The sequence below is a fragment of the Priestia megaterium genome, from assembly GCF_023824195.1.
GTDB lineage: Bacteria > Bacillota > Bacilli > Bacillales > Bacillaceae_H > Priestia > Priestia megaterium_D.
In genome coordinates, this window is record NZ_CP085442.1 from 3,098,270 (window position 1) to 3,113,867 (window position 15,598).

Consider the following 15,598-nt stretch of genomic DNA (forward strand, 5'->3'; position numbering starts at 1 on the left):
TTGTAGTGCATATTATTTATTTCGCTTTTAATTTAGACTGTACTGATTGTAATTTCCCAGCCATGGTATGATTTTCTTTATCACGGCGATCATCAATTCGTAAATTTGTACATACGCGCTGAATACCATTTTCAAAAGGTACTTCATGCATCTCTTGAACAATTTTTAGCAGCGTGCTTAATTCCCCTTCAATCAATGTATTCATAGGGGTTAATTGATATGTAATTTCATCTTCATGCTTGGCCAACACTTTTTGAATATCAGCTACGTACTGACTCACGCTTGGCGTTTCCGTACCTACCGGAATAATAGTTACATCTACAATAGCCATGTTATACACTCCTTTTATTTGTTCCCTAGTTATCATACCAAATCGCGCAAAAATTTCCTACTTTTACGTTTATGGTGCATAGAAAAAAGGAATAGTTCTACAACTACTCCTTTTTGTTACACTCTTATAGGTAACGCTTTGCTCCTAAGTAACGTTTTGACCAGTAAGAGTTGCTTAGCGATGTGATTGTTACACCTGTTGAAGAACCTGCATGCATGAATTGACCGTTTCCGATATAAATTCCAGCATGACTAGCTCCTGGTTGGTACGTTTCAAAGAAAACGATATCGCCAGGCTGAGGTGAACTTACACGCGTACCAGTTTGATAGATGCTAGCAACTGTACGAGGAAGACTTACACCTACTGCATTGCGATATACATAGTTAAGGTAACCACTGCAATCAAATCCTCCAGGCGCAGCTCCGCCCCAAACATAAGGTGTTCCCATAAAACGTTTACCGTATGAAATAACTTTTGAAGCTGAGCTTGAGCTTGTGCTGCTTCCTGTTGATGTTGAAGGTTTTGAGCTGCTAGAGCTGCTTGAATTTAATTTATTCAACGTATCTGGACCCGCTTCTCCGTCTACTAATAAACCATTTGCACGTTGAAATGATTTTACTGCACTTGTTGTAATTGAGCCAAAGTAGCCTGTTACACCAGCTGAGAAGTAACCTTTATTTTTTAGTTTTTGCTGAAGGCTGCTTACTGCTGAACCTTTCATACCTTGACGTAAAATAGTTGAGCTGCTAGAGCTAGAACCGCCAGTTGAAGCGCTAGAACCGCCATTTTTTAATTTACTTAACGTAGCTGGACCCGCAATTCCGTCCACAGACAGTCCGTTTGCACGTTGAAATGCCATTACTGCATTTTTTGTAATTGAACCGAAGTATTGAGTCGTAGTTCCTTTAAAATAGCCTTTATTCTTTAGCTGTTGCTGTAAAGATTGTACGTTTGGTCCAGTTGAACCAACGCGCAGCAATGAACTTGAGCTAATTGATGAACTTGATGAGCTTCCGCTTCCTAGCAGCTTATTAAATGTAGATGGACCTGCAATACCATCTGCAGATAAACCATTTGCACGCTGAAACGACTTTACTGCGCTAGTCGTGATTGAACCGTAATAGTTTGTTGTTGTACCGTATGTAAAATAACCTTTGTTTTTTAATTTTTGCTGTAATTCTTTCACATCTGAATTACTTGTTCCTGGGTGTAGCGTAGCATCTCCTAAAGCAGCTTCACTAATTGTAGGTACTACTGTTAAAGATCCACATAACGCTAACGAATATATCAACTTTTTCATAAAAAAAGGTTCCTCCAATGCCATAATCTACTAATCTATAAGACGTTTACATTGTAACAACACATTATTACAAAATAACATCACTAATATTACATTTATGTTACAGGAAACGACAGTAGCGCAGCTGTATGGTGTATATTGTCGTAGTTTCTTGTCGTTCAACACTTAATAAGTTCGACAAAAAAGCTAATATATTCCAATATTATTCCTTTTCCTACACTAATAATAGGTACAAAATCACCCGTAACATTATCTTTATATTTCAAAAAAAACAATTTATTTTTTTTTGAAATATGAAACTTTTTTAAAATTTATTCGTTTAGCGAATTTGCTACCCTCTTTAGTAAAACAGCTTTTCTTCTAAAAATTTATATTATTTCCATATTAATGAATAAAAAAGCGAAGGCTGAAAAAATAGTCTTGTTTATGTTTTAAACAAGGAGGATTATTTTATGAGCCATAAAGGCATTCATGGTACAAATGTTAGCGGATCAGGTGACTCGGAAGACAAACGCTATACAGCCGGAGAAAACGAGCAAACGCTTACTACGCGTCAAGGTCACCCCATTCGTGATAACCAAAATTCTCGAACGGTAGGCAACAGAGGACCTGCTACTCTTGAAAATTACCAGCTGATTGAAAAACTTTCGCATTTTGATCGTGAACGTATACCAGAACGTGCTGTTCATGCCCGAGGAACGGGAGCTCACGGGTATTTTGAAACGTACGGAAAGCTTGGTGACGAGCCCGTTGAAAAATACACCCGCGCAAAAGTTTTTTCAGGAGCAGGCAAACAGACGCCCGTTTTTGTCAGATTTTCTACCGTAACTCATGGAAAGGACTCTCCAGAAACAATGCGAGACCCAAGGGGGTTTGCTGTAAAGTTCTACACAGAAGACGGAAACTGGGACTTAGTAGGAAATAACCTTAAAATATTTTTTATCCGCGATGCTATTAAATTCCCTGATTTGATTCATGCTTTTAAGCCCGATCCTGTGACAAATCGTCAAGATACCGAGCGTATTTTTGATTTTATTTCTCACAACCCTGAGGCTATGCATATGATTACTTTTTTATTTTCACCTTGGGGAATACCTGCTAACTATCGGCAAATGCAAGGTTCCGGTGTTAATACATATAAGTGGATAAACAAAGATGGCGATGCGTTTCTTGTGAAATACCATTGGGAACCAAAACAAGGAATTAAAAATTTGACCCAAAAGCAAGCAGAAGAAATTCAAGCTAAAAATATCAGTCATGCCACTCAAGACTTGTATGAAGCAATTGAGAGCGGCAACTACCCCGAGTGGGAACTTTGTATACAAATCATGGAAGATGGAGAGCATCCTGAACTGGATTTTGATCCGCTTGATGACACGAAAATTTGGCCGGAGGATCAGTTTCCATTTCTTCCAGTGGGTAAAATGGTCCTAGATAAAAATCCAAGCAACGTATTTGCTGAAACGGAGCAAGTCGCATTTGGTACGGGTGTGCTTGTAGATGGGCTAGATTTTTCTGATGATAAAATGCTGCAAGGGAGAACGTTTTCTTATTCCGACACGCAGCGTCACCGGGTGGGAATCAACTACTTGCAGCTGCCTATTAATGCACCGAAAAAACATGTAGCAACAAATCAACGCGACGGTCAAATGGCCTATCATGTAGATGCTGCTCCAGGTCAGAACCCGCATGTGAATTACGAGCCTTCTTCTCTTGGAGGTCTTCAAGAAGCGCATGACCATCCAAAACCTCATCAGCCTTATGTTGAAGGTAATGTAAAAAAAGAAAAAATTGATCGTACAAATGACTTTAAGCAAGCTGGTGAACGCTATCGTTTACTAGAGGACTGGGAACGTGATGAGCTTATTCAAAATTTAGTAGACGGCTTAAAATGTTGTCACCATACAGTTCAAACAAAGATGATTGAGCTTTTAACTCAATGTGATTTTGACTACGGCAATCGAGTAGCAAATGGCATCGGTCTTCTGATGCATGATGATGGTTCTTTAGAAATTGAAATGGGAGCAGAAATGACTCCTACATACGGGAAATTGCCAAAAGAAGGCGGTTCACCATTAGGAAGCAACAAAGCTGCTGATGCGGTAGAAGAAGCTAATGAAAAAGGAAATGATGCTCATCCTTATTAACAAAAAACATCCTGCAGCGACAGCAGGATGTTTTTTGGGTTAAACGCTTATGACCAAGTAACGGCAAACACGTGGTAGTCATTTTTTAACTGTGGCGCATCAATGGGTGTCCCGTGCTGATATCCTTGTTTAACTCTTTTAGGATGTAAGGGTTGAACCCACTCTTTCACTTGCTGTTTTGTACCATTTGCTAAAATATATACACAATCAGAAAATGCCCCGTCATTGTTTGGACTATCAACTTTTAGTACTTCCACTAACACATCTTGGACACACGTTTTTCTCTGAATACACATAAGCGTATGGTAGATGATATCAGCGGACACATCGTTATTTAAACGAAAGCCCACCTTTTTTTGTTCAAAAAAAGACGAGAATGAGACGATTGGTAATGTCTTTTTTTGTTCATACGCTTGAGATAAAATCTTGACAAGAACTTCTCCACTCAAGATGATCCCTCTTTCTAAAAAACGCTTCATCACAACATATGTGAGCATTGATTATGCTCATAGGATAATATATTATCATAGTTTAATTCTGTGGTGTTAGTCTTTTTTGGGGTTTTTACACTGGGAATTATCCCCGCTTATTTCTTGCGTTTCCCTGACGTTCTCGCTACTAGCAAAAGAATTATTAATAAAATAAATACCCCTGCTCCTACAAACATATCATACAAGAAATCAAGCATCATACTCCTCCTCTTCCTTCAAAAAAAACGCTGTTAAAACCAAGCGTTTTAACAGCGTTTTTTCGTTAGATAAAGCCTAGCATATTAATAAATACAATGATAATTAAAACAGGTGCGATATATCGAATGGCAAGAAGCCATAAAGAGAACCAGCGCTTCACATTCGTTGAACCGTGCTTAAATTCTTCAATTAGTACATCTTTTTTCATTTTCCAAGGAACAAAGATGGCAATTAAAAGAGCACCGAGTGGCATAAGGATATTACTTACAAGAAAATCGAAAGCGTCAAAGATGCTTTTTCCAAAGATCGATACGTCACTTAATAAACCATACGATAGCGCTGAAGGTATTCCTACCACGAAGATTAGCAAGCCCGAAATCCAAGATAGCTTTATACGCTTCTGCTGCTCTCCTTTGGCTAATGAAGCGACAATAATTTCTAACATCGAAAACGCAGATGTCAAAGTAGCAAACAAAAATAGCGCCAAAAAGAAAGTTTGAAACACAATTCCGAACGGAAGCTGTTCAAATATAGAAGGTAATACGATAAATAAAAGACCTGGTCCTTCCGTGGGTTTTACACCCATTGAGAAAACCGCAGGGAAAATTGCCAGTCCTGCTAGTAAAGAAATCAAAATATTTAACGCTGAAATTGAAATAGCCGATTTTGGCAAGTTTTGCTGCTTAGATAGATACGAACTGTACGTAACCATAACTGAAACGCCTACGCTAAGCGAAAAGAATGCTTGTCCCATCGCAAACAAAATGGTTTGGGAGGTAAGCTTTGAAAAATCTGGATACAAAAAGAAAGATACGCCTTCCATCGCCCCGTCTAATGTTAAAGAACGAATAATGATAATAATAAATAAAATAAAGAGAGCAGGCATTAAAATTTTGTTTGCTTTTTCAATACCATTTTGAATGCCTCTTGCTACTACAACAATTGTTAAAAGAAGAAAAACAAATTGAGAGATAACAGCACTTGTTGGATTAGCAATGGTCGAGTTAAATAAACTCCCGTAGTCACTTACTCCATTCAGCTGACCCGTGACGCTTGCAAAAATATATTGTAAAATCCATCCCCCTACTACACTATAGAATGATAATAAAATAAAACATGTGATCACACCTAAATACCCGATTCCTTTCCATAGAGAACCGGGAGCAACTGCATCATAAGCACGAATTGCTTCTTTTTGTGTATGTCTACCTAGTACAAATTCAGCAAGCAAAAGCGGCAAACCAATAATTGCTGTAAACAAGATAAACAGTAAAAAAAAGGCCCCTCCTCCGCTTGTTCCGGCTACATAAGGCAGTTTCCAAATGGCTCCGATTCCAATTGCTGAACCGGCAGATGCCAAGATAAAGCCGAGTTTTGATGTCCATTGTTCGTTTTGACTCATTTTTTCTCACCATTTTTCTTTATTTATTCTGATTTGTCATACTATATCACACAACCCTTCTGTCGAAAAGGGTTTTTGTTGTTTTAACCCCCATCATGTGTTATGAATAGTATGTAGGTTTCCTTATTTATTTTCGTAACTAAAAAAAGTTTGACAGTTAGAGGTACAAAAAATGACAAATCAGCAAGTAATACAGCAGCAATTTTTAGATAAGTTCCTTGACTTTATCTTAGTAAAATGTCCAAACTGCGAACTATGTGCGCGAGTTGTAAAACTGGATAAAAAATTGAGCGGGTCAACGCACTCATGCACGTGTCCTCACTGCGGCTATCTAGATGTCATCAACGCTGATAGCCAAGGACCGTTAGAACTTTCTGAAGCAGTAGATCCTTTTTTTCAGCTTCCGCTTTACTTAGAAACAATATGCCCTGAACGTCGACTTTGGGCTTATAACTTAGATCACCTTCAGTATATTGAATCTTATATTGAAGTTAAAACATGCGGGGCTTGTTTCGACGAGCTGTCGGTTGAACACTCATTGCCAGATTGGGTAATTCATAAGCAGGAAGAAGCATTAAGCGAAATTCAACGTTTAAAAGACACGGTCTTTTGCACATTCAAATGAAGATAGAAAAGAAACGTTGCCGAAGAGGCAACGTTTCTTTTCTTACGAAGAACTTTCTTCGGTAAGTTTTCTTCGATAGTCCCCGGCCTTGTCGAACTCTTTTGCGGTGCCGACGAAAAAGTAGGTTACCGTATGATTTTTGTTACCTTGAGTCGTTCCATGAATCATCTTCCCCTGCTTCAATTGCTTTCGCTCTCCATTTTTATTTACATAGAAATATTTATTTCTTGCCCAGCCGCCGCCGCTTAAAAGCGTTTTGGTTTTTCCAACTCCCTGGTCATTTACTTTAAATACAGTGTAGTCTCCTTCTGTCTTGCTGGGATTTCCGTTATCTTTATCGTATTCGACCACAACCCATCCTTTGTACCCTTCTGGTATAAGGAAAATGCTCGGTTGAGACGTTTCATCTGGGCGTCCACATCCAGCTGCGATTATAATCATTAAGCACAAAATGAGCCACCTTTTCACTTTTTTCAACTCCTTTCTCAATAAAAGACGTGCCTCTATACTGCTTTTAGTTTTTGTTGAAGGTAAGATTATATTCTTTTTGCATCCCTCAATTTTTCCCAGTTCACCCAATCAAATATGCTATATTTACGTATTGTTTGTTACATACTATTAGCAGGCTTTTACAATTTACATGGGAGGATAACAAAAATGAGCTATGTTTTTTTATTTATTTTGCTCTTTGTCATTCCGCTTTACACACAGCAAAAAATTGTTCGTGCCGACCGTGAAAATACACGTACATTATTACTAAGTGAACACGAGCAATCTGGACATAAAAAAAGCGATTCCCCGTAAAACAGGAATCGCCTTCTTTTAATATGTTAAGCTTCCGGCCACAATAAGGCCGACGGCAACCGACGCTGCAAAAAGAGTTACTCCAACCGCTACATTTCCTTCTTCTACTTTTTTGGCTAGGCTCGTTTTAGGCGTCATGATAAATTCAATAATCCAATATGCCACTACTTGAGTAATGATACCTACTACTCCCCAAAGAGTTGCATCTAACAAATTTAAGCTGTTGCTCCATACAGTAAAAATGACAATAGCAAGCCCAATTCCTTTTCCCCATAACTTCAAAGCGACCGCCACATTGCCTTTTTTTATGAGTTCACGGTCATTAAATTTTGTTGTTAATTCAAATACCATAACTCCGATAAATAATAGCCCTAACCCTACCGCTACGTGAGATAAAAAACTCCCTATACTAGCCCAATCAATCCATTGTGTCATTTTTATTCCCCTTTTCATTTTAATCCAATCGGCAAATAATACGATTCGTTATCTGTAATTTGATTTCCAGCTCGGATTCCTACTGCGCTTGCTTTTCCATTCAATAAAAAGCATCCGTACATGATATGAGCCTCTATTGCTTGCGTTTGCGTGTTCATTTTTGCAGTTGGCAAATGAATAAACTGTTGATACACAGCAGTGTATTCTTGATATGTCTTATGCTGATCTTCTTCTATTTTGATTCCATATTCATTATAAATTTCAACGGTATCTCCCTCACGACCAAAAGATGGTTTCTTCACAAATGCTTGTTTTCTTTCAATAAATGTATCTTCTTCTAAATACGTTGGTAAAAAGTACGTTTCAATGATGTGATGCTCTTCTTTAGTGAAGAAAGGATGATGTTGTTCATGCAAAGCCCAAATGAGTGCTTGCACGGCTTTGGACTGCAGCAAAAATGCAGAAGGCGGATTGATTATGGCTACTTGTTTTTGCTGTGCCAATGTTAAAAGCATGTGTCCGACTTTTTCATGCGTGCTCGGATCTTCATCTTCAATTAAATGTTCAAGCGGATAAGTTTGGCGATAGAGTACGTCTATTTTTTGTCCATATTGATCATATACGCCCGCTTCTATATATTCACCTTCTTCAACTGTAGAGGAAGGGACAATTCGAAGCTGCGATAATGGAACGTATGTAGCATCTACATCGGCTAGCTTCATTAAATAAAGAGTCGTTAGCTTATCTTCTTCATGTGTATCATGAGAAGAAAAAACGACGTTTGGATAGTTCGTTCTATCGAGCTCGTTATAAGCTTCAAAAATGGCGTGTTTTAATGCTAAAGCAAGCTTTTTTTCTTCAAGCTTATTAGGGTTTTGTACTTGAAAATGACGACAGACTAACTCATTTACATGAAATAATTCTTTAATGAACGTAGGCGTATCCGCATTTAGTTCTAAAAGCTTGATTTGATCAGTCGTAACAGCAAAATCAAGGCGCGAAATCACACTTTCTGTTTCCATCGTTTTCAGTCGTAGGTACGGGAGACTGTCTTTTGGAAATCCTAAAGAAAAAAGCGTCTGATCATCTAACGAACGAAGTAAAGGTGCAGTTTTAAAAAATAATTCCCCAATTTGATTTGCAGCTTCTTTAATAGAATCAATGATATGAGAAGACTCTATATGTACGTCATAAAGAGCATACTCTGTTCCGTATAAATCGTGCCAAAAATCTTCAATTTCTTTATAAAACATTTCTCGCTTTTCTTTATGCATTACCCGCCAAAACCGCCTTTAGAGCCGCTCCCAATTCCAGATTTATACGAGCTGCTTGATTTAAATGATTTATAGGCCGATGATGAGATCAACTGTTTTTTAGAGCCGTAGTAGCGGCCTCCGTGATAATATGAGCCGCTGTGCGAGGAAGAAGAATCTGAACAGTAGTACGTTTGGGTATCTTCATCCCATTTCCACCTGTCACACGATTTATCTTTCGGTTTAGCCGGTCTTGCCTGATCAGTTGAACCACAGGCAACGAGCGATGTCATTAAAGCTGTGGTCAAAACCCCGGCCATCATTTTTTTTGTTTTTGACATTACGCCTTCCCCCCTTCATACGTTACGCCTGTTTTTGTTACATATAAACTGTACACGCTGCGATCTTCATCAATTTCCGCAGAGTCTCTTTCCCATTCCCATCCATTGTAGTATGTATAAACTGTTCCGATATAGCTTAATACGTCCAAATGCGTATAAAATGAAGAGACGAATAAAATCGGGTGTCCTCGAAGAGAATTTAGTTCGCGGACTTCTAACGTAATCTCTCTGTTATCATCTTCGACTTGCTCTTTCGGTCCATGTTCATGTTCTTTTACATAAATAATATGTATATCCTCTTCAACTGCAGATGAAGTTTGTTTATACGTTACTCCTTCTTTAACAAAAAATTCGCATTCTCTTCTTGCTAAAATTTGTTCAAGTTCAATAGATTGATAGTGATAAATAGATACAAACGTATCATCAGGGTTTAGCAGTCGGTATTCTAACTTTCCCATTGTACAACTCCTTTTGTGACTTTTTTGTGAACGTTCTTTAATAAATACGCACAGATTTTCAAAAAGTTTCAATTTTTCTCATATAAAAAGGCTTAGCTTTAAATAAGCTAAACCTTTATTTTTTTATTACATCTGTCACAACTTCATAACCGCCTGTGTATGGGTCGAATACATATTCAAGCATGCCATTTCCACGATTGACTTTAAATAGATAACGGTATTTTTTAGGGCTGTCTTTTGCTGGATATACGTATTTTCCTTTTTGGAACTGACTTAGCAAGAGCTGTTCTCTTTGCGCAAGCATTTTTTTTGCTTCATTATAACCATACAGCGGGAGATTTTTGGCATAGAGAACCGGTACGAATACAAGCACAACGACTGAAATCGTAATAAGCCCTTGTTTAAACCACCGCATAAATCTCTTTGGATTTCGCGAAAGTAACATCGTTATGACAATTACTATTAACAAAGGAACAATATATACTTGAACATACGGAATGTTTGCAAATACAGGTCGATTAATCAATAAGACAATTACTTCGATAGCTGCTACTAATACTAAAATAAAATAGACCACTTACTCTTCACACCTCGACGATTCAATGAATTTTATATGTGTTAGAAAGTATTCCCACTCATGAATGAACTCGTCTATTGTATCACAAGACGCAAAAAAAATATCTACGCTCGTCTATTTTACGGAATTCAGATAATAAAAGAGATTAAGACATAACGAAATCACCCCAATCTAAAGACGAACAAATGGGATAAATGCGCTAGTATGGATCCCTTGTTACACCGCTGTTGATTTCCATGCAAGGCTTCGCTTTCCGCGGGCGGCCGCTAAGCCTCCTCGCTTTCGCTCCTACGGGGTCTCATCTGTGCCGGAGTCTTCGCCTTGCCCTCCAATCAACAGCTAGAAGCCACTACATACATGAAACCTACACTCACCCTAACCATAAAAAAATCTGAACGCATTTGATTCTCCATCAAGAATCAAACACGTTCAGATCTTCCTTTAACTAAGCTACTTTTATTCCATCCTCTTTATTACGAAACTTCTACGTTTCGATTTTGATTATATTTTTTTCCTTGTAACAGTGAGTAAATGATCGCTGCTGCCCACACAATAAGTATGAATGCATATACAGCTATCTGAGTTGAGCTGCTTGATACCCATGTATTTAAGAGTGTTCGAGCATTTGTTAAAATGATAAACCCACCAACAAGTGAACCAAGCAAGTGAGCTGGGATAATACGAACAAACCATGCAGCAATCGGAGCTGCGATAATTCCGCCAATCATAAGGGCGCCTACCCAGAACCAGTTTACCTGCTCCCAGCCAAGAGAAATTAAAAAGCCAAGTGTAGCCGAGACGGCAATAGCAAATTCACTTGTATCCACGGTTCCGACGACTTTCCGTGCTGTTGTGCCTTTTTTAGCTAGCAATACAGGCGTTGCTATCGGCCCCCAGCCGCCGCCGCCTGTAGCATCAGCAAATCCAGCAATTAATCCCAACGGAATGGACTGCTTCGTCGATAAAGGTTTGGTGCTCTTTTCTTCATTTGTTTTAAACGTAAATAAAAAACGAAATAACACATAAACTCCTAGGAGCAATAAGAATGTTGAAACGTAAGGCCTTACTGCATCTCCAGGTAAATTACTTAGAAAGCAGGCTCCTACAAAAGCTCCGATGGAACCTGGAATAATTAGTTTTAACACCATCGATTTATCTACGTTTCCAAATTTAATATGCGAAACACCAGAAGCTGCTGTTGTTACAACTTCTGCTAAGTGAACAGATGCGGAAGCCACAGCTGGTGCAATTCCAAACGTTAAAAGTAGCGTAGTTGATGTCACCCCGTATGCCATTCCGAGTGATCCATCAATTAACTGAGCTAAAAAGCCAATAAGTGCAAACGTAATTAACTTTTTCATGTTGTCCCTCCACTTTCATCTTCTGTTAGAAAGCACAAAAAGGCCTCCAACAGTTGTTTGCTAGAAGCCTTCGGTATGTCCGATCAGCTGTCCGTTTTATGAATAAGTTGTTTATATTGTAATCCTAACTATTCCTAGAAGTCAACTGTGTTTTTAGTTTTTTCTTTTAGTCTATGTATACTGCTTGGTTATAGTATCAGTAAAATAAAATTCTTCTTGTTAAGTCAACAACATAAAAACGACCGCTCACTTAATAAGGGCGGTCGTTTTTATGCATGTCTTTCCAATGAGCCAGCACTTCAGGAGGCAAACTCACATCTTTATCTAATGACGTCACATCCATAGAAGTGGGCTCATCGCTATTTATCACTTTTTCTACCCAATCTGGCTGTACGACTAATGCTTGTTCAATCGTAATTAAATCCAGACCTTGCTCAAAAGCTTCTGCTACTTCTGTTGCCGTAAGTCCTCCTGTACCCACAAGAGGGACCTGGTGATTGACGTGCTTAATAATCGAAGAAAGCAGTGAACGATTTTCTTCACTACTTAAGGTAGGTTCATGCAAAGCACTGATATGTAAATAATCAATTTCTGTACGAACAAGACGATCAATCCACTCAAATGTATCTTCCACTTTATTTCCTAAATAGCCTTTTTCTTTGGGCGCTAATGTATACCCCACAATAAATGGTTTGCCCGCATGTGCTGCTCGACGCGTCACTTCACGAATAACTTCAAGTGCAAAAGTGAAGCGGTTTTCTGCGCTTCCTCCATAAGAATCACTTCGTTCATTGGCTTGCCTTGATATAAACTGCTGCAGTAAACATTCATTTCCTCCGTCAATTTCTACTCCATCAAACCCTGCTTCCATAGCTCTTGTGGTAGCTTCGCCAAACGCTTGAACAATATAAGTTATATCGCGCTCGGTCATTTGAACAGGCTTTTTGCCTTTACGTTTGTGAGGCTTTTCACTCGGGCTAATTGCTTGCCACTTATTTTCCATTTCTACGCATTTTCTTCCCCCGTGCGATAGTTGAAGAATCGCTTTAGCTCCTCTTCTATGAACGATTTGAGTCAATTGATGAAGCTTTCGTATTACCTGATCACGATGAATGCCGATTTGGCCATGTGCTACTTGGCCATTTTCTGTGATAAATGCGGGGCCGATAATTACCGTACTGACGCCCCCTACTCGTTTTTCGTAAAAAGTCAGATCGATATCGGATATTTCCCCGTTTTCCCGTGAAGCGTATGTGAGTATAGGTCCCATTGCTAATCGGTTTTTCATCTCAAGAGCATCAACAAATTTAAAATGTTTGAATAATTTTTCATAGGCCGTCTTCAATTGGTTCACACCTTTTTTCCTTTAGCTTGCCCATCTATAGGCGGAGTAGACATAGGCATAAAAAAAAGAAATACCTTTATTGGCATTTCTTTTTACGTTGTTTTTCTTATTTTTTTGACGGGATAAAATACAAATTCGCTTTTTCCGACAATCCGTTTCTCATCAATAAGACCTAGACCATTGCGGCTATCCATACTGTACAGACGGTTGTCACCCATTACAAATACTTCGTTTTTTGGTATTTGAACGGGTTCAAAATCTCCTGTAAGCTCCATATCCATGTTGTTGGCAATTTGACGATTCGTTTTTAAATAAGGTTCACTTACTTTTTTATCATCAATATAAAGCTGATCTTTTTTCATTTCGATTTTTTCACCTGGCAGACCGATTACTCTTTTTACATAATGCTTATTCTTAGCCTCATCTTTAATAATCACAATATCTCCGCGGCGAATATCATGGAGCGAATACGACAGTTTATTCACAAACAAACGCTCTCCGTTATGCAGCGTTGGGTTCATTGAAGCGCCTTCTACAATATACGGAGAAAATAAAAATGCGCGAATCATAAATACTAGAGCGATAGCGAAGATAATAGTTTTGAATATGCTGCGTAATTGATCGCTTTTTGTTTTTTCCGTAGTCAATATACCTTGTCTCCTTTGTACAGCTCACTTTTCTTATGTAAAAAAGCAAGAAACCTCTTACTTTAACACTTATTCTAACTTAACCATAGAAAGAACTGAAATCAAATGTTTTATGTTATGTAAAAAAAGAACCTCTAACAAATGTTAGAGGCTTACATTACGCAAGTTTCGTCTTTACATCTCTTATTATAACATTAATTATATAAAAAGAGACTACCTTTTATGTAAAAATTATGTTTTTTACGCAAACTTAACTAAACCTTCACATTTAGAGGCGTTTCTCCATGTATAAAAAGTTGAGAGATACAATACTCTATAATCTCTCTTCGCCGCACGAGTCCAATAAAAATATTTTGATCATCTACAACTGGTACAAAATTTTGTTCAGACGCGCGTGACAAAATACTTTCCATTTCATCATTAATGGTGATAGGTTCATAATCGCGATGCCTTGGGACCTCTTCAATTCGTAGGTGTTCTAGCTCATGAAGTTCTATATGTTCTAGGCTTTTTAGCTTCCATAGCAAGTCTCCTTCTGCCAAAGTCCCTACATATTCTCCTTTTTGGTTAATGAGAGGTACAGAAGAGTAGCGATGATACTCCATTTTCTCCAATGCTTGACGGATAGTTGACTGTGTCGATAGTGTAACGACTTCTTTTTTAGGGAGTAAAAAGAACGCAATATTCACTCATATTCTCCTTTTATTATACATCCATTTTATTGTTATTGCTTTGCTGAATCTGAAACAATATGAATGTCGATGTTATGAGTCTGTCTCATAATCGTATTCACAATAGACCCTTTTCGAATCTCTTCCCACCTTGTCCTCGCTGATTGCCCTAGTAAGATTTGAGTAACACGATACTGCTTGGCTACGTTCACAATCACTGCAGCTGGTTTTTGCTTTTTAGCTTCTTCAACAATTAGCGATGCGTGAAAGCGATCAGCAAATTCCTGCCACTCTTTGATTTGTGCTTTTTGCCTTTCAGTTTGCTCGCCTGTAAAAACATGAAGCAGCAGTAAATCTGCTTTCAATCGGTTCGCCATTCTCCAGCCTCGTCGAATTAATTTTTCAGCTGTTTCACTGTATTGAATGCATACTAAAATGCGTTCACAAATACCTGTTACGCCAATTTCATGCGCATGAATCAGCTTGCCGTCCACTTCATCCGCTACTTCTCTGAGCGTTAATTCACGAAGTGCATGGAGATTTGCGAGCTTAAAAAAAGACTGCAGGCTTTGTTCAATTTTATGGACTTCGTATATTTTTCCTTCACGAAGACGCTTTTGCAGCTGTTCCGGTGTGACATCGACAAGCTGAATTTCATCTGCTTGCTGAATAAATAAATCTGGCACTGTTTCACGAACTTTTACCTGGGTAATAGCATATACAAGATCATGCACACTTTCCATATGCTGGATATTCATTGCTGACATGACTGAAATGCCTTGGTTGAGCAGGTAAGAAACATCTTCAAAACGTTTTTTGTTGCGGCTTGTCGGAATATTTGTATGAGCGAGTTCATCGATAAGAACAACTTTTGGCCGCCTTCTTACAATCGCCAGCAAATCAAGCTCTTGTAATTCTTTTCCTTTATAAAAAACGGTTTCTCTTTGGATTACTTCTAGATTTCCGATCATCGCCTCAGTCTCATTCCTGCCGTGTGGTTCTACATATCCAACTACGACATCTACGCCTTCTTTGACTAAATCGTGCGCATCTTGAAGCATTTTATACGTCTTTCCTACTCCCGGCGCCGCACCGATGTAGAGTTTAAGCTTTCCGCTCTTCTGATCATGAAGTTCACGCAATAGTTCTTCCGGGGTTTTTCTTCGAAAGTATGGATGAGCTTCTTTTTCCTTCATTGTTCGGGCCCCTTTA

General features: G+C 38.5%; 17 protein-coding genes and 1 pseudogene. 3 read left to right on the plus strand and 15 right to left on the minus strand.

Annotated features, from left to right (window positions below):
* Positions 1-16: 16 nt before the first annotated feature.
* Both LIS78_RS15730 and LIS78_RS15735 read right to left on the minus strand, forming a co-directional pair.
* Complete coding sequence (locus LIS78_RS15730) at positions 17-331, minus strand: MTH1187 family thiamine-binding protein (RefSeq protein WP_013057706.1); 315 nt, start codon at positions 329-331, stop codon at positions 17-19.
* 124 nt (positions 332-455) lie between these two features.
* Entirely contained in the window at positions 456-1,631 is a 1,176-nt protein-coding gene (locus LIS78_RS15735; RefSeq protein ID WP_028409153.1) for a C40 family peptidase, read from the minus strand.
* A 452-nt stretch (positions 1,632-2,083) separates the two neighbouring features.
* On the opposite strand from LIS78_RS15735, the pseudogene LIS78_RS15745 reads away from it, so the two are divergent.
* A pseudogene (locus LIS78_RS15745) lies at positions 2,084-3,608 on the plus strand (catalase); the annotation flags it as partial.
* 217 nt (positions 3,609-3,825) lie between these two features.
* Here LIS78_RS15745 and LIS78_RS15750 read toward each other — a convergent pair.
* Together LIS78_RS15750 and LIS78_RS15755 are read right to left on the minus strand one after the other, a co-directional pair.
* Positions 3,826-4,227: a YfbO family protein gene (locus LIS78_RS15750; RefSeq protein ID WP_013057709.1), complete on the minus strand. Its 402-nt coding sequence runs from the start codon at positions 4,225-4,227 to the stop codon at positions 3,826-3,828.
* Positions 4,228-4,531: 304 nt separating this feature from the next.
* Positions 4,532-5,869: a sodium-dependent transporter gene (locus LIS78_RS15755; RefSeq protein ID WP_195782759.1), complete on the minus strand. Its 1,338-nt coding sequence runs from the start codon at positions 5,867-5,869 to the stop codon at positions 4,532-4,534.
* Between the two features lie 172 nt (positions 5,870-6,041).
* Here LIS78_RS15755 and LIS78_RS15760 point away from each other — a divergent pair, with 172 nt between their 5' ends.
* Positions 6,042-6,494, plus strand: coding sequence for a hypothetical protein (locus LIS78_RS15760; RefSeq protein ID WP_195782758.1), 453 nt, complete (start codon positions 6,042-6,044; stop codon positions 6,492-6,494).
* Positions 6,495-6,536: 42 nt separating this feature from the next.
* On the opposite strand, the gene LIS78_RS15765 is transcribed toward LIS78_RS15760, so the two are convergent.
* Positions 6,537-6,962 carry a DUF6843 domain-containing protein gene (locus LIS78_RS15765; RefSeq protein ID WP_195782757.1) on the minus strand — a complete coding sequence of 142 codons (426 nt, stop codon included), beginning with the start codon at positions 6,960-6,962 and terminating at the stop codon, positions 6,537-6,539.
* Between the two features lie 189 nt (positions 6,963-7,151).
* Between LIS78_RS15765 and LIS78_RS15770 the strand changes: the two genes are divergently transcribed.
* A complete protein-coding gene (locus LIS78_RS15770) occupies positions 7,152-7,298 on the plus strand; it encodes a hypothetical protein (protein WP_016764718.1) in 147 nt (48 codons plus the stop codon).
* An 18-nt stretch (positions 7,299-7,316) separates the two neighbouring features.
* Here LIS78_RS15770 and LIS78_RS15775 read toward each other — a convergent pair whose 3' ends face one another.
* The 10 genes from LIS78_RS15775 to kdpDN form a co-directional block, all read right to left on the minus strand.
* Positions 7,317-7,733, minus strand: coding sequence for a DUF350 domain-containing protein (locus LIS78_RS15775; RefSeq protein WP_209150058.1), 417 nt, complete (start codon positions 7,731-7,733; stop codon positions 7,317-7,319).
* A 14-nt stretch (positions 7,734-7,747) separates the two neighbouring features.
* The gene (locus tag LIS78_RS15780; protein ID WP_252283979.1) at positions 7,748-9,007 is read right to left on the minus strand and encodes a glutathionylspermidine synthase family protein; all 1,260 of its coding nucleotides are present in this window, start codon (positions 9,005-9,007) and stop codon (positions 7,748-7,750) included.
* Positions 9,007-9,327 (minus strand): hypothetical protein, encoded by a 321-nt coding sequence (locus tag LIS78_RS15785; RefSeq protein ID WP_195782754.1) that lies wholly within the window; start codon positions 9,325-9,327, stop codon positions 9,007-9,009. The genes LIS78_RS15780 and LIS78_RS15785 overlap by 1 nt, the downstream gene beginning before the upstream one ends.
* The gene (locus LIS78_RS15790) at positions 9,327-9,785 is read right to left on the minus strand and encodes a hypothetical protein (RefSeq protein WP_195782753.1); all 459 of its coding nucleotides are present in this window, start codon (positions 9,783-9,785) and stop codon (positions 9,327-9,329) included. The genes LIS78_RS15785 and LIS78_RS15790 overlap by 1 nt, the downstream gene beginning before the upstream one ends.
* A 115-nt stretch (positions 9,786-9,900) precedes the next feature.
* Entirely contained in the window at positions 9,901-10,362 is a 462-nt protein-coding gene (locus tag LIS78_RS15795) for a hypothetical protein (protein ID WP_013083806.1), read from the minus strand.
* 473 nt (positions 10,363-10,835) lie between these two features.
* On the minus strand, positions 10,836-11,723 hold the full coding sequence (locus LIS78_RS15800) for a sulfite exporter TauE/SafE family protein (RefSeq protein ID WP_013057718.1): 888 nt from the start codon (positions 11,721-11,723) through the stop codon (positions 10,836-10,838).
* 250 nt (positions 11,724-11,973) lie between these two features.
* Complete coding sequence (locus LIS78_RS15805) at positions 11,974-13,077, minus strand: oxidoreductase (protein WP_252283981.1); 1,104 nt, start codon at positions 13,075-13,077, stop codon at positions 11,974-11,976.
* 83 nt (positions 13,078-13,160) lie between these two features.
* Entirely contained in the window at positions 13,161-13,715 is a 555-nt protein-coding gene (gene lepB, locus LIS78_RS15810; RefSeq protein WP_028412768.1) for a signal peptidase I, read from the minus strand.
* A 254-nt stretch (positions 13,716-13,969) separates the two neighbouring features.
* Positions 13,970-14,404, minus strand: coding sequence for a CBS domain-containing protein (locus LIS78_RS15815; protein ID WP_252283983.1), 435 nt, complete (start codon positions 14,402-14,404; stop codon positions 13,970-13,972).
* Positions 14,405-14,439: 35 nt separating this feature from the next.
* Complete coding sequence (gene kdpDN / locus LIS78_RS15820) at positions 14,440-15,582, minus strand: KdpD-like non-kinase potassium sensor (protein WP_252283984.1); 1,143 nt, start codon at positions 15,580-15,582, stop codon at positions 14,440-14,442.
* Positions 15,583-15,598 lie beyond the last annotated feature (16 nt).

Bases quoted from the DNA above. Each gene is read 5' to 3' on its own strand.
- LIS78_RS15730 (WP_013057706.1), bottom strand. From the start codon at position 331: ATGGCTATTGTAGATGTAACTATTATTCCGGTAGGTACGGAAACGCCA.
- LIS78_RS15775 (WP_209150058.1), bottom strand. From the start codon at position 7,733: ATGACACAATGGATTGATTGGGCTAGTATAGGGAGTTTTTTATCTCAC.
- kdpDN (WP_252283984.1), bottom strand. From the start codon at position 15,582: ATGAAGGAAAAAGAAGCTCATCCATACTTTCGAAGAAAAACCCCGGAA.
- LIS78_RS15755 (WP_195782759.1), bottom strand. From the start codon at position 5,869: ATGAGTCAAAACGAACAATGGACATCAAAACTCGGCTTTATCTTGGCA.
- LIS78_RS15735 (WP_028409153.1), bottom strand. From the start codon at position 1,631: ATGAAAAAGTTGATATATTCGTTAGCGTTATGTGGATCTTTAACAGTA.
- LIS78_RS15780 (WP_252283979.1), bottom strand. From the start codon at position 9,007: ATGCATAAAGAAAAGCGAGAAATGTTTTATAAAGAAATTGAAGATTTT.
- LIS78_RS15760 (WP_195782758.1), top strand. From the start codon at position 6,042: ATGACAAATCAGCAAGTAATACAGCAGCAATTTTTAGATAAGTTCCTT.
- LIS78_RS15770 (WP_016764718.1), top strand. From the start codon at position 7,152: ATGAGCTATGTTTTTTTATTTATTTTGCTCTTTGTCATTCCGCTTTAC.
- LIS78_RS15800 (WP_013057718.1), bottom strand. From the start codon at position 11,723: ATGAAAAAGTTAATTACGTTTGCACTTATTGGCTTTTTAGCTCAGTTA.
- LIS78_RS15785 (WP_195782754.1), bottom strand. From the start codon at position 9,327: ATGTCAAAAACAAAAAAAATGATGGCCGGGGTTTTGACCACAGCTTTA.
- LIS78_RS15790 (WP_195782753.1), bottom strand. From the start codon at position 9,785: ATGGGAAAGTTAGAATACCGACTGCTAAACCCTGATGATACGTTTGTA.